We start from the raw sequence: 14,194 nt of genomic DNA on the forward strand, positions 1-14,194 counted from the left end.
AGCGGGGATGCCTGGATCTTAAATGATGGTCATCATTAAAAGCAAGGGCGGCGAAAATCGGGCGGCCCTATGTCCCTCACGTCATGTCATGCCCCGCGCGCCTCAGAAAACGCTGTCCACCACGCTGTTCTGTTCCAGCACCGCCCGCAGCGTCGTTGCAGGCTCGATCTTGCCGAACGTGCATTCCTGGTTCTCGTCGAACGGCTCGCCGCTCAGCAGCGGGCACCCGCCGAACAGATCCGCCACCCAGTCCACAAAGGCCCGGACCTTGGGCGACAGATGCCGGTTGTGCAGATACACGACCGAAATCGGCAGCGGGGCAGGCTGCCATTGCGACAGCACTTCCCGCAGTTCGCCCGACTGCAGATACGGCAACACCAGAAAGCGGGGCGACTGGATCATGCCCATGCCTTGCAGGGCGCAGTCGACATAGGCATCGCTGTCGTTGACCGACACGCCGCCTTCGACCTTCATTTCGCGCACTTCACCATCCACGATGAAGTCCCAATCGATGGTGCGGCCCGTGCGGCTGGAAAAGTAGTGCACGGCCTGGTGGTGGGCCAGGTCGTCCAGCGTGGTCGGCGTGCCGTAGCGTTCCAGGTAGTCGGGCGACGCGCAGGTCACCCCATGGAAGTTGCCGATGCGCCGCGCCACCATGGTCGAATCGGCCAGGTTACCTGCGCGCACCGCGCAGTCGACGGCTTCCTGCACCAGGTCCACCGGCCGGTCGGTCATGCCGATCACCAGTTCCAGATCGGGGTATCGCGTACGGAATTCCGATAGCGCCGGAATCAGGATCTTGCGTCCGATCGAACTGGGCACGTCCACCCGCAACCGGCCCTTGGGCCCGCGCGCCACGTCGCGGAACGACGCTTCGGTGTCTTCGACGTCCGCCAGAATCCGCGCGCACCGTTCGTAGTAGGCCGCGCCGTCGGGGGTCAGGCTCAGCCGGCGCGTGGTCCGGTTCAGCAGACGTACCTGCAGCAGCTTTTCCAGGTTCTGGATGGTGGTGGTGACGGTGGTGCGGGGCAGGCCCAGCGATTCGGCGGCCTGGGTAAAGCTGTTGGCGTCCACGACACGCGTGAACACCTGCATAGCCTGGAAGCGATCCATGGCGGACTCCGTGAGCAGAGGAGGGTCCCGGGCGCATGTGGACGGCGGACCGCCAGAAAAGCGGCGCAGAACGCGGCGCTTTCCAGAAGGAATCCGCACAATCGAAAAGATTGTTTGCTCAGGACGAATAGTGTTGCCGGATTATAGGTGTTTATCCGGCAAGGCGAAACTCCCAGAATCCGTCCATCCCAACTTGCCGGCGATATCCGCCTTTCGCAATGAACACCCTTCCGGCGTTTCCCGCCCGCGATCCCAGCCCGACCGGCCCCGTGACGGTCCACAGCTTCGCCATTCCCGGTCCGGCCGGCATCATTCCGATGCGGCTGTACCGTCCGGCGGGCGTGGGCCTGCTGCCGACCGTGCTGTATTTCCATGGCGGCGGCTTCGTAGGCGGTGGTCTGGACGACGCCGACGTACCGGCGCGCTTCATTGCGCAGGCCTGCCCGGCCGCCGTGCTGACCGTGGGCTATGCCCTGGCGCCGAAGCGTCCGTTTCCCGCTGCGCCGGAAGATGCGTACGCCGCCGCCCTGTGGACCGTGGCTCACGCGCCGGACTTTGGCGCCGACCCCCTGCGGTTGGCGGTGGCCGGTGACGACGCAGGCGGCAACATCGCTGCCTGCCTGGCGCTGATCGCACGGGACCGCGGCGTGGTCGCCGTGTCGGCCCAGGCGCTGATCGGCCCCATGCTCGATCCCAGCATGACCCGCCTGGGCGATGCGACCCGGCTGCGGTCGGACCTGACCGCCGCCGATTGCGCCGACTGCTATCGCCAGTACCTGCCGCAACTGATGCAGCGTATCCATCCCTATGCCGCGCCGCTGGAATCGCGCCGCCTGCGGGGCCTGCCGCCAGCCTGTATCGCCACGGCCGAATGCGACGTGCTGCATGTGGAAGCAGAGCGCTATGCCGCCGAGCTAATTGCCGTCGGCGTGCGTACGCAGGTCGCCCGCTTTGCCGATGTGACCCACGCCGCGCTGCGCAGCCATCTGCCGGCGCTGGAAGACATCGTTCATTTTCTGCGGCGCCAGCTGGTGTTGCCCGCGCCGCTGCCGGTGGCCTGACCCGGCCGTCCTTCCTTTTTCCTTCCCGAACCCCCACCCAAGGAATCCCTATGATCAAGTTCAAGCAACGTGCCACGGCCAGTGCCGTCGCCGCGCTCATCGCCGCCGGCGGGCTGACCGCCTTCTGCGTCTACGCGGTGGCCGAAGATACTCCCCCAGCCGTCGCGGCGCCGGCTGCGCCGCAGGTGGATGTGGCCGAAGTCGTCGCCCGTCGTATCGTCGACTGGCAGAACTATTCCGGCCGGCTGGAAGCGATCGACCGTGTCGACATCCGGCCCCTGGTGTCCGGCCGCATCGTGCAAGTCCATTTCGAAGACGGCAGCCTGGTCAAGAAGGGCGACCCGCTGTTCACCATCGATCCCCGCCCGTATGCCGCCGAAGTGTCGCGCGCCCAGGCGCAAGTCACCGCCGCGCAAGCCCGCGCGTCATGGACCGGCAATGACATGGCGCGCGCCGAACGCCTGCTGGCCGACAACGCCGTGGCCCGCCGCGACTACGAAGAAAAGCAGAACGCGTCGCGTGAAGCCGCCGCCAATCTGCAGGCCGCGCAGGCGGCCCTGGAAGCCGCCCGCCTGAACCTGGAATACACCCGCATTACCGCGCCGGTGGCCGGCCGCGTGTCGCGCGCCGAAGTCACCTTGGGCAACGTCGTGGCCGCGGGCGCCGCGTCGCAGCCGCTCACCACGCTCATGTCGGTGTCCAAGCTGTATGCGTCGTTCGACGTCGACGAACAAAGCTTCCTGAAGTACATCAATCCGGCACGCAGCTCGTCCAAGAGCGTGATCCCGGTGCACCTCGGGCTGGCGAACGAATCGGGCTATTCGCGTGAAGGCCGCGTGGCGTCGGTGGACAACCGCCTGGATACGTCGTCGGGCACGATCCGCGTGCGCGCCGTGTTCGACAACGCCGATGGCAGCTTGCTGCCCGGGCTGTATGCCCGCATCCAGCTGGGTGGCAGTTCGCCGCGTGACGGTCTGCTGATCGACGAAAAGGCGATCGGCACCGACCAGGACAAACGCTTCGTGCTGGTGGTGGACGACAAGAACCGCACCGCCTATCGCGAGATCAAGGTCGGCGCCAACCAGTCCGGCCTGCGCATCGTCGAATCCGGTTTGAAGGCCGGCGATCGCATCGTCGTCAACGGGCTGCAGCGCGTACGCCCGGGCGACGCCGTCACCCCGCGTGTCGTGCCGATGGCCGGCAATCCCAGTGCACCGGTCGCCGGCGACGTTGCTCGCAAGCGCGTGTGAACCTCAATAAGAAGTCATCATGAACATCTCCCGATTCTTTATCGACCGGCCGATCTTCGCGGGCGTACTGTCCGTGCTGATCGTGCTGGCAGGCCTTTTGGCCGTGTTCCAGTTGCCGATTTCGGAATACCCCGAAGTCGTGCCGCCGTCCGTCGTGGTGCGCGCGCAGTATCCGGGCGCCAACCCCAAGGTCATTGCCGAAACGGTGGCTTCGCCGCTTGAGGAATCCATCAACGGCGTCGAAGACATGCTGTACATGCAGTCGCAGGCGAACAGCGACGGCAACCTGACGATCACCATCAACTTCAAGTTGGGCATTGACCCCGACAAGGCGCAGCAACTGGTGCAGAACCGGGTGTCGCAGGCCTTGCCGCGGCTGCCTGAAGACGTCCAGCGCCTGGGCGTCACGACCGTCAAGAGTTCACCCACGCTGACGATGGTGGTGCACCTGATCTCGCCAGACGACCGCTACGACAACACCTACCTGCGCAACTACGCGGTCATCAACGTCAAGGACCGGCTTGCCCGGATCCAGGGCGTGGGCGAAGTCGTGCTGTGGGGATCGGGCAACTACGCCATGCGCGTGTGGCTGGATCCGGCCAAGGTCGCGCAGCGCGGCCTGACGGCCCCCGAAGTCATTGCCGCCATTCGCGAGCAGAACGTGCAGGTGGCCGCCGGCGTGATCGGTGCGTCGCCCAGCCTGCCGGGCCAGCCCTTGCAGCTGTCGGTGAACACGCAAGGCCGTCTGACGACCGAAGAAGAGTTTTCCGACATCGTCCTGAAGACCTCCGACAACGGCAGCGTGACCCGCCTGGCCGATGTGGCGCGGGTGGAACTTGCGGCTTCCGAATACGGCTTGCGCGCCTTGCTCGACAACAAGAGCGCAGTGGCGATTGCCATCCTGCAGGCGCCCGGCGCGAACGCGCTGGCCGTGTCCGATCAGGTGCGCGCGACGATGAAGGAACTGTCGGCCGAATTTCCCGACTCGGTTGAATTCAGCATCATGTACGACCCCACGCAGTTCGTGCGCGCCAGTATCAAGGCGGTGGTCCACACCCTGATCGAAGCCATCCTGCTGGTGGTGCTGGTCGTGATCCTGTTCCTGCAGACCTGGCGCGCGTCCATCATTCCGCTGGTGGCCGTGCCCGTGTCGATCGTCGGTACCTTTGCGCTGATGCTGGCGTTCGGCTACTCGATCAATGCGCTGTCCTTGTTCGGAATGGTGCTGGCCATCGGGATCGTGGTCGATGACGCCATCGTGGTGGTCGAGAACGTCGAGCGGAACATTGCCGACGGCCTGACGCCCAGAGAGGCGACCTACCAGGCCATGCGGGAAGTGAGCGGTCCTATCGTCGCGATCTCGTTGACCCTGGTTGCCGTGTTCGTGCCGCTGGCCTTCATGACCGGCCTGACCGGGCAGTTCTACAAACAGTTCGCCATGACGATCGCGATTTCGACCGTGATCTCGGCCTTCAACTCCCTGACCCTGTCGCCCGCGCTGGCCGCCTTGCTGCTGCGCAGCCATCACGACAAGCCCGATTGGCTGACCCGTGGCATCAACAAGGTGCTGGGCCGTTTCTTTGCCGGCTTCAACCGCTTCTTTGGCCGCGCGTCGGATCGGTACGCCACCGGCGTGAAGGGTGCCATCTCGCGCAAGGGTGCGTCGATGGTCGTGTACGCGGTGCTGCTTGCGGCCACGATCGGGATCTCGTACATCGTGCCGGGCGGCTTCGTGCCGGCGCAGGACAAGCAATACCTGATCAGCTTTGCGCAGCTGCCCAACGGCGCGTCGCTGGACCGGACCGACGCGGTGATCCGCCGCATGACCGACATCGCGCTGAAAGAGCCGGGCGTATCCAACGCCATTGCCTTCCCGGGCCTGTCGATCAACGGCTTTACCAACAGTTCGAGCGCCGGCATTGTCTTCGTGACCCTGACGGACTTTGATGAACGCCACAAGGCCGGCCTGACCGCCGATTCGATTACCGCGTCCTTGAACAAGCAGTACGGCGCGATCGGCGATTCCTTCATCGCGGTATTCCCGCCGCCCCCGGTCATGGGGCTGGGCACCATGGGCGGCTTCAAGCTGCAACTGGAAGATCGAGGTGCAGTCGGCTATGCCAAGCTCGATGCGGCCGCGCAGGACTTCCTGAAAGCCGCCGCCAAGGCGCCTGAACTGGGCCCCGGATTTTCAAGCTACCAGATCAACGTCCCGCAACTGGACGTGGACCTGGACCGCGTCAAGGCCAAGCAGCAAGGCGTGCCCGTCACCGACGTGTTCGACACCATGCAGATCTACCTGGGGTCGCTGTACGTGAACGACTTCAACCGCTTTGGCCGGGTGTACCAGGTACGGGCGCAAGCCGATGCGCCGTTCCGTGCCACCGCCGACGACATCCTGCAACTCAAGACCCGCAACCGGTCGGGCGACATGGTGCCGCTCTCGTCCCTGGTCAAGGTCACGGATACGTTCGGCCCGGAAATGGTGGTTCGCTACAACGGCTACACGGCGGCCGACATCAACGGTGGCCCGGCGCCCGGCTATTCGACCAACCAGGCCCAGGCAGCGATCGAACGGATCGCGGCCGAAACCTTGCCCGCCGGCGTGAAGTTCGAATGGACCGACCTGACCTACCAGCAGATCCTGGCAGGCAATGCCGGCATGTGGGTGTTTCCGATCAGCGTCCTGCTGGTGTTCCTAGTGCTGGCCGCCTTGTATGAAAGCCTGACCCTGCCGCTGGCCGTAATCCTGATCGTGCCGATGGGCCTTTTGGCTGCCCTGACCGGCGTCTGGCTGACCGATGGCGACAACAACATCTTCACGCAGATCGGGTTGATGGTGCTGGTCGGACTGGCGTGCAAGAACGCGATCCTGATCGTGGAATTTGCCCGCGAACTGGAACTGCAAGGCGCCAAGATCGTTGACGCCGCCATCGAAGCCAGCCGCTTGCGTCTGCGCCCGATCCTGATGACGTCCATCGCGTTCATCATGGGTGTCGTGCCGCTGGTGCTGTCGAGCGGCGCGGGTTCGGAAATGCGCCATGCAATGGGCATTGCGGTGTTCTTCGGCATGCTCGGCGTGACCCTGTTCGGCCTGTTCCTGACGCCGGTGTTCTACGTGCTGCTGCGCAAGATGAGCGGCCGGTCGCTGACGTCCGCCGCACCCCATGCCGCGCCGCACGTTGCGCCTCATGGCGTCCCTCCCGTCGTCGCCCCCGGCCATTGAATCCAAGGATAGATGCATCATGATTTCGACTCTCAAGACCGGATCGGCGCTGCTGGCATCGCTGCTGATCCTGGCCGGGTGCAGTGTGGCCCCCGTGTACGACCGGCCCGAGGTCTCGACCCCGGCCGCCTTCAAGGAAGCCCCGCCGCCGGTCGGCGACCAATGGAAACCCGCCGAACCGTCCGAAGCCGTGGCGCGCGGCGAATGGTGGACGGTGTTCAACGACCCCGTGCTGAACGCGCTCGAAGCCGACGCGCTTGCCGCCAACCAGGACCTGCAGGCCGCCGCCGCGCGGCTGGAGCAGGCCAGGGCGCTGCAACGCAATGCCCAGGCCGACCGCCTGCCAACGGTGGATGCCGGCGTCGGCCCGACCCGCCAGCGCCCGTCGCCCGCATCTCGCGGCCTGGGCGCCGACGGCGACACGAACGCCACGACGCTGTGGCGCGCGCAGGCCAGCGTGGCCTATGAAGCGGACCTGTTCGGCCGCGTCGCCTCCAACGTCAGCGCCGCCACAGCGGACGCCCAACAGAGCGAAGCCCTGTTCCAATCGGTGCGGCTTGTGCTGCAGGCCGACGTGGCGCAAGCCTACTTCCAGATCCGCGAACGCGACGCCGAACAGGCCTTGTATGCCGGCACGGTAGCGCTGCGTGAGCAGACCCTGAAATTGATCCAGCGCCGCTACGACGAAGGCGACATCAGCGAACTCGACCTGGCCCGCTCACGTAGCGAACTCGCGTCGGCCCGCGCCGATGCGCTGGGCATCGAACGCATGCGGACATCGTCCGAACATGCGCTGGCGATCCTGCTTGGCAAGACCCCCGCCGAGTTCACGTTGGCCCCGCAGCCGCTGACCCGCATCGCGGTCGGCGTCCCGGCGGGCCTGCCATCGTCCCTGCTCGAACGCCGGCCCGACATCGCCGCCGCCGAACGCGCCATGGCCGCCGCCAACGCCCGCATCGGCGCCGCCCGCGCCGCGTTCTTTCCGCGCCTGAACCTGACCGGCGCCCTGGGCTACGAGTCGTCGCAATTGGGCGACCTGTTCCAGTGGTCCAGCCGCGCCTTCCTGCTCGGCCCGCTGGTCGGCACCGCCTTGTCGATCCCGATTTTCGACGGCGGCCGCCGCGAAGCCGGCCTGGCCAACGCCCGCGCCGTGTATGAAGAAGACGTTGCCAAGTATCGCCAGACCGTGCTCAACGCCTTCCGCGAGGTCGAGGACAACCTGGCGAACTTGCGCCTGCTGGCGCAGCAGACGCGCGAGCAGGACGCCGCCGTGGAAGGGTCGACCCGTGCCGCGCGGATTGCGCAACTGCAGTATCGCGAAGGGTCAGTCAGCTACCTGAACGTGATCGATGCCGACCGGACGGTGCTGGTGCAGCGCCGCACGTCGGCGCAGCTGGATGGCGAGCGCGCACGGTCCGCCGTGGATCTGATTCGCGCGCTGGGGGGAGGGTGGTCGTTGCCGGAGGGGTGATCCACGCCTGGCCAATCGACCCCGATGGCTGTCCTTTCCCCTGCTCTTATGCCGCGCGAACCGCAAGGTCGCGCGGTTTTTCTTGCGATGCATTTCATCATTTTTCTGCATCGGCCTGACTGTGAGATCTATAACGGCCTTCCCGCATAGACGAGGCCGTGGCAGACGGTAACCATCATCGACTCTTTGTCCATTCCAGGCACTGCTTGCTTGCTCTAGGAATGACGACCGTATAATCCATTGGATTACACTAACCGATGATTGATCCACTGCTAGGCATTGCTGAACTGCCTACTTTCTCTCGTTCGGCCGATACGCTCATGAGCCTGACGGAGCGCCATGATCTGATTACCTACCTGGCCGAACATCCCAAGGCGGGCGATGTGATGGAAGGCACGGGCGGCGTGCGTAAGCTTCGTTGGCGTCGTGGCAGTCAAGGAAAAAGCAGCGGGGTCCGCGTCATCTATTACTTCCATAACGAGTTGATGCCGCTCTACTTGTTGTCTCTCTACGCAAAGGGAGACAAAGCCAATCTCACGCAGCGCGAGCGCAATGAGTTAGCGGGATTGGTCAACGTACTGGTCCAGATAGGTAAAGGGAAGAAGGTATGAGCACCGCGTTCGACGATATCAAGCAGGGACTTCAAGAGGCCATCGCACACGCACGGGGCGACGAGCGGGGCGTACGCGTCCACCGTCCGCGTGCCGTGGATGTGAAGGCCGTGCGTGCGAAGGTTGGCATGACGCAAGAGCAGTTTGCCTCTCGCTTTGGGTTTTCGACCGCGACCTTGCGGCATTGGGAGCGAGGCGATCGCACACCCCGCGGACCCGCGCTTGTGTTGCTCAATGTGATCGAGCGCAATCCACAAGCGGTCATGGACGCGCTTGCTTGAACGTACCCGCGCGCGGCACAACGTCGCAGAACATTTCCACGCATCTTCCAGGCGTGCCATCACCCCCCTGACATCGTCCTGAACATAATCTGACGCCCACCTGAATGTCGGTTTCGCGCAAATTTCAAGTGAATTTTGTGCGACGTCTCATATTCCCCAAACTGTCATACGGCATCCATAGACTTCGTTCCGTTCAAAGCCTTCCGCTTTCACCAAGGAACGTAACGATGGTCGATACCCTGAATCTTTCCCGCCGCAACCTGCTCAAGGCCCTGGCTGGCGCACCGATCCTGCCGCTTGCCGGCTCCGTGTCGGCGGCGTCGCTGCTGGCTGCCTGTGGGGGCGGCGATGACAATGACTTCACCCCGGCGCCGGGCGTGACGTTCCAGTCGGCCACCTTCACGCCGATGGCCGCGCCGTCGCTGGCCAATGCCGCGCAGATGGCCACGACCACCGTGGGTTCGAGCCTGAAGGTCACGTACAGCGATGGCACCGCGCAGACCTACGCGCTGTCGTATCAGCCATTCTTTGTGACGGGCGACCTGGTGCCGAATGGCGCGGGCGGCACGATCCTGAGCGGCGGCTATGTGGACATCAACAACCAGCCGATCATCGATCGTTCCGTCGCCGGCAAGGAGCGTCAGTTCTTTTCGGATTCGCCCGACGGCAGCTCGCTGCTGACGCTGGCCAATCCTGCCGTCCCAGGCGTGAAGGGCAACACCGTGTTCGCGGTGGTGCAGTTCGAATACACGTCGCGTGACCAGAGCCTGGCGTCGGTCTACGGCCAGTTGCCGTCGCCGATTGCGGTGCTGACGCTGGACCAAGACAAGACGACGGGCGCGTTGACGCTGGTCAAGTATCACAACGTGGATACGTCCAAGGTCAACGGTCTGTGGATCACCTGTGGCGCCAGCCTGTCGCCGTGGAATACGCATCTGTCTAGCGAGGAGTACGAACCGGACGCCAGCACCATTGCCACCAACGCGCAGTTCAAGGCGTTCAGCAAGAGCCTGTATGGCAATGAGACGACCGCCAATCCGTACAACTATGGCCACCTGCCGGAAGTGACGGTGAATCCGGATGGCACGGGCACGATCAAGAAGCACTATTGCCTGGGCCGCATCTCGCATGAACTGGTGCAGGTCATGCCGGACCAGCGCACGGTGCTGATGGGCGACGATGCGACCAACGGCGGCCTGTTCATGTTCATCGCCGACAAGGCGGCCGATCTGTCGTCGGGCGCGCTGTATGTCGCGAAGTGGACGCAGACGTCGTCGGCGGGCGCGGGGTCGGCCAAGCTGACCTGGATCAAGATCGGCAACGCGACCAGCGCCGAAATCGAAGCGATGGCCAAGAGCCTGAAGTCGACGGACATCATGGACGTCCGCACGGCGGATCCGGCGGACACCACGTTCACCAAGATCAACTTCAATGGCACGTTCAACTGGATCCGTATCAAGCCGGGCATGACGAAGGCCGCGGCCTACCTGGAGACGCATCGCTACGCGGCCCTGGTCGGCGGCAGCATGGGCTTCACGAAGCTGGAAGGCACGACGGTCAACATCAAGGACAAGGTGCTGTACTCGGCCATGTCGCGCGTGGAAAAGTCGATGGTGAAGGGCAATGCCGCGTCGACCGATGTGGCGGTGGACAAGGCGATCAGCGCTGGCGCCGTGTATGCGCTGAACATGACCTCAAACCAGAAGGACACGGCGGGCGCCGCGATCGACAGCGCCTGGGTGCCGGTGGACATGGCCGCGCCGGCCGCGCTGGTGGGCGAGGACCTGGCTGCCGCCGATGCACTCGGCAACCTGGCCAATCCCGACAAGCTGGGCAATCCGGACAACCTGAAGTTTTCGGAAACGCTGCGCACGCTGTTCATTGGCGAGGACAGCAGCATGCACGTGAACAACTTCCTGTGGGCCTACAACGTCGACACCAAGGTGCTGGCGCGGGTGCTGTCGTGCCCGTCGGGCGCCGAGTCGACCGGCCTGCACGCGGTGGATTCGATCTACGGCTTCACGTACATCATGAGCAACTTCCAGCACGTGGGCGATTGGGAAGCCGGCTTGCATGACAAGGTCAAGCCGACGCTGGATCCGCTGGTGCGCGCGAACTACAAGGACCGCTTCGGCAGCGCGGTGGGCTACCTGACGGCAGCGCCGTCGGCCATCAAGCTGGCCAAGGCGTGATAACGCGAGCAGCATGATGGCGTCCGAGCATTGGCGATGTCAGTGCGCTGGCGGAGTCGGGGCTTGAACGACGTCGTGGCCCCGACCCCCATCCGTCAGCAATAAAAAAAACGGGGACAGCCATCCAGGCCTGTCCCCGTTTTTTATGCCACTACCGATCCCATCATGTTCCGACCGGCGCCGTCACCTTGACCGGCGACACCCGGTCGTGAATGAACTGCACGATCACCACGACGATCAGGTTCACGATCAGCGCGACCAGGCCCGTGTACATGCTGTACGGATCGCCGCCGATCACGAACGTGTGAACCGGCTTGATGCCGTCCTTGAACACCAGCCAGCTGCCCCCGGCCAGGCCCACGATCCAGCCGCACAGCAATGCCGTGCTGCGAAAGCGGTTCATGAACAGACCCAGCACCACGGACGGGAAGGTCTGCAGGATCCACAAGCCGCCCAGCAGTTGCAGGTCCAGCGCGAACTGCGTCGGAAGGAACAGGATGAACACCAGCGCGCCCACCTTGACGACCAGCGACACCAGCTTGGCCACCTTGGCTTCGCCAGCCGGTGTGACTTGCGGGTTCACATAGGCCTTCCAGAAGTTGCGGGTGAACAGGTTGGCCGCGCCGATCGACATCACGGCGGCCGGCACCAGCGCGCCAATGGCAATCGCAGCGAACGCAAAGCCCGCGAACCACGGCGGGAACAGGGCGTTGAACAGCGCGGGCACCACGTCGTTGTTGGTCTGCACCTTCAGGTTGGCGGCGTGCGCCATGTAGCCCAGCAACGCGATCAGGCCCAGCAGCAAGGTGTACGCAGGCAGGAAGACAGCGTTCTTGCGGATCGTGTTCGCGCTCTTGGCGGCAAAGATGCCCGTCAAGGTGTGCGGGTACATGAACGCGGCCAGTGCCGACCCCAATGCCAGCGTGGCGTAGGGCAGGAACTGTTGCGGCTGCAGGAACAGCCCGGTCGCGCCCCCCTTGGCGGCAAAGGCGTCGCTGGCCGACGTGAACACGGCGCCGTAACCGCCCAGTTTGGCGGGCACCAGGACGATCGCCACCAGCACCACGATGTAGATCATCAGGTCTTTGACGAACGCAATCAGCGCGGGCGCACGCAGACCGGCGGAATACGTGTAGAGCGCCAGGATGACGAAGGCCGCGGCCAGCGGCAGTTCACCCGTCAAGCCCAAGGCTTTGATGACCACTTCCATGCCGACCAGTTGCAGCGCAATGTAGGGCATGGTGGCCACCACGCCAGTGACCGCAATCGCAAGCTCCAGGGGCCTGGATTTGAACTTGCCATAGACGACGTCCGCCGCCGTCACGTGCCCGGCTTTTTGCGCGACCGTCCAGAGCCGCGGCATGATCAGGAACACGATCGGATAGACAAGGATCGTGTAGGGCAGGGCGAAAAAGCCATAGGCCCCCACCGCGTACACCAGGGCCGGCACGGCAATGACCGTGTAGGCCGTGTAGAAGTCGCCGCCGACCAGGAACCAGGTGATCCACGTGCCGAATCGCCGGCCACCCAGGCCCCATTCATCCAGATGCTGATGGGAATTGGTGCCCCGTTGCCACCGTGACGCGCCAAAGCCCAGCACGGTCACCAGGACGAAGAAAAAGAGGAAGACCCACAGCGCGGTCCAATTGATCTGGGCGTCCATCATTCACCTTCCTTTTGGATATGGCGGCGATACAGCAGCCAGGTGATGAACGCGGTGATGGGCACCCACGCCAATTGATACCAGTAGAAGAAAGGGAAGCCGAACAGGGATGGCAGCTCGTGGTTATAGAAGGGCACCCACAGCAGCCCGATGAAGGGAAGGAAAAGCAGTATCCACATGACCATGACCTTGTAAAGGGAATAGGGAAGGCAGACTGACTACGAAATCCTGCACCTAAATCGCGTGCAACTCAAAAGGTTTATTTTGTTAACCGCAGTCGCGGCCGGAACGCCGCCGGACTGGAGCGGACGTCTGGTCAGAGGCTGCGGCGGACGTCACGCCCTGCGGCTCGGCCTTGATGAAGTCAATGAAGGCGCGCAGTGGTGCAGGCACCAGTCGCCGACCGGGGTAGTACAGGAAGGGTCCGGAGAACGGCTGCCACCAGGGTTCCAGCACCGGTTCCAGCGCGCCGCTGGCGAAGTGCGGCCGCAGCCAGTCTTCAAACAGATAGACGATGCCGACGCCGCCAATCGCGGCATCGACGGCAAGGTCCACCGCGGCGCCGATGCGCACGGTCAGGGGGCCGCTCGGTTCGACGCGCACGACCTTGCCGTCCTTTTCGAATTGCCAGGCAGGCATCGAACCGCTGGGAAACCGCCCAAGCAGGCAATCGTGCTGCATCAGATCATGGGGATGGACAGGCCGGCCGCGACGGTTCAGGTAAGCCGGCGACGCGGCCGTGGCCAGTTTCTGCACGCGCGGTCCGATGGGTACGGCAATCATGTCTTGCGCCAGGCTTTCGTCGTAACGGATGCCGGCGTCGCAGCCTTCCTGCAGCAGATCGACAAAGCTGTCATCGACCACCACATCCAGTTTGACGGCGGGGTACGCGGCCAGAAAATGCGGCACGATCGCGGGCAACACGAGCCGTGCGGCGCTGATCGGTACGTTAAGCCGCAGGGTGCCGGCAGGGCGGCCTTCCAATTCCTTGACGGCATCGACCGCGGCTTCCAGTTCCGACAACGCGGGCCCAAGCCGCACGATCAGGGCGGCGCCGCTTTCGGTCGGGGCCACGCTGCGGGTGGTGCGATTCAGCAGCCGCACCCCCAGGCGTTCTTCCAGCCGGCGCACGGCATCGCTCAATGCGGACGGGCTGGTGTTCAACGTGCGGGCGGCTTCACGAAAGCCGCCAGCGCGCGCCACGGCAGCCAGCGCCGCCAAGTCATTCAGGTCGATTTTCATTGTCCGGAATATCGCACAGCCCGTGCGGATTGTGTTGGATTATCAAACGGCACGGACACCGCTATCGTGAGGTCCTGCTCGGGT

11 protein-coding genes are annotated in these 14,194 nt (G+C 64.2%); 7 read left to right on the plus strand and 4 right to left on the minus strand.

Annotation, left to right across the window (positions count from 1 at the left end; all coding sequences use genetic code 11):
* Positions 1-102: 102 nt before the first annotated feature.
* Entirely contained in the window at positions 103-1,113 is a 1,011-nt protein-coding gene (locus tag HD883_RS03930) for a LysR family transcriptional regulator (protein ID WP_179587730.1), read from the minus strand.
* A gap of 218 nt (positions 1,114-1,331) precedes the next feature.
* Between HD883_RS03930 and HD883_RS03935 the strand changes: the two genes are divergently transcribed.
* The 7 genes from HD883_RS03935 (at position 1,332) to HD883_RS03965 (ending at position 11,205) form a co-directional block, all read left to right on the plus strand.
* Positions 1,332-2,174 carry an alpha/beta hydrolase gene (locus HD883_RS03935; RefSeq protein WP_179587729.1) on the plus strand — a complete coding sequence of 281 codons (843 nt, stop codon included), beginning with the start codon at positions 1,332-1,334 and terminating at the stop codon, positions 2,172-2,174.
* Positions 2,175-2,224: 50 nt separating this feature from the next.
* Entirely contained in the window at positions 2,225-3,424 is a 1,200-nt protein-coding gene (locus tag HD883_RS03940) for an efflux RND transporter periplasmic adaptor subunit (protein ID WP_179587728.1), read from the plus strand.
* Between the two features lie 19 nt (positions 3,425-3,443).
* Entirely contained in the window at positions 3,444-6,650 is a 3,207-nt protein-coding gene (locus tag HD883_RS03945; RefSeq protein WP_179587727.1) for an efflux RND transporter permease subunit, read from the plus strand.
* A gap of 19 nt (positions 6,651-6,669) precedes the next feature.
* A complete protein-coding gene (locus HD883_RS03950) occupies positions 6,670-8,121 on the plus strand; it encodes an efflux transporter outer membrane subunit (RefSeq protein ID WP_179587726.1) in 1,452 nt (483 codons plus the stop codon).
* Between the two features lie 257 nt (positions 8,122-8,378).
* Positions 8,379-8,732, plus strand: coding sequence for a type II toxin-antitoxin system RelE/ParE family toxin (locus tag HD883_RS03955; RefSeq protein WP_179587725.1), 354 nt, complete (start codon positions 8,379-8,381; stop codon positions 8,730-8,732).
* Positions 8,729-9,013, plus strand: coding sequence for a NadS family protein (gene nadS, locus HD883_RS03960; protein ID WP_179587724.1), 285 nt, complete (start codon positions 8,729-8,731; stop codon positions 9,011-9,013). Before HD883_RS03955 ends, nadS begins: the two co-directional genes overlap by 4 nt.
* A gap of 227 nt (positions 9,014-9,240) precedes the next feature.
* A complete protein-coding gene (locus HD883_RS03965; protein WP_179587723.1) occupies positions 9,241-11,205 on the plus strand; it encodes a PhoX family protein in 1,965 nt (654 codons plus the stop codon).
* 163 nt (positions 11,206-11,368) lie between these two features.
* Here HD883_RS03965 and mctP read toward each other — a convergent pair whose 3' ends face one another.
* The 3 genes from mctP to HD883_RS03980 form a co-directional block, all read right to left on the minus strand.
* Positions 11,369-12,868, minus strand: coding sequence for a monocarboxylate uptake permease MctP (mctP, locus tag HD883_RS03970; RefSeq protein ID WP_179588753.1), 1,500 nt, complete (start codon positions 12,866-12,868; stop codon positions 11,369-11,371).
* Positions 12,868-13,047, minus strand: coding sequence for a DUF3311 domain-containing protein (locus HD883_RS03975; protein ID WP_179587722.1), 180 nt, complete (start codon positions 13,045-13,047; stop codon positions 12,868-12,870). The genes mctP and HD883_RS03975 overlap by 1 nt, the downstream gene beginning before the upstream one ends.
* 88 nt (positions 13,048-13,135) lie before the next feature.
* Positions 13,136-14,110: a LysR family transcriptional regulator gene (locus HD883_RS03980; RefSeq protein WP_179587721.1), complete on the minus strand. Its 975-nt coding sequence runs from the start codon at positions 14,108-14,110 to the stop codon at positions 13,136-13,138.
* Positions 14,111-14,194 lie beyond the last annotated feature (84 nt).

This window comes from Pigmentiphaga litoralis (assembly GCF_013408655.1).
GTDB lineage: Bacteria > Pseudomonadota > Gammaproteobacteria > Burkholderiales > Burkholderiaceae_B > Pigmentiphaga > Pigmentiphaga litoralis_A.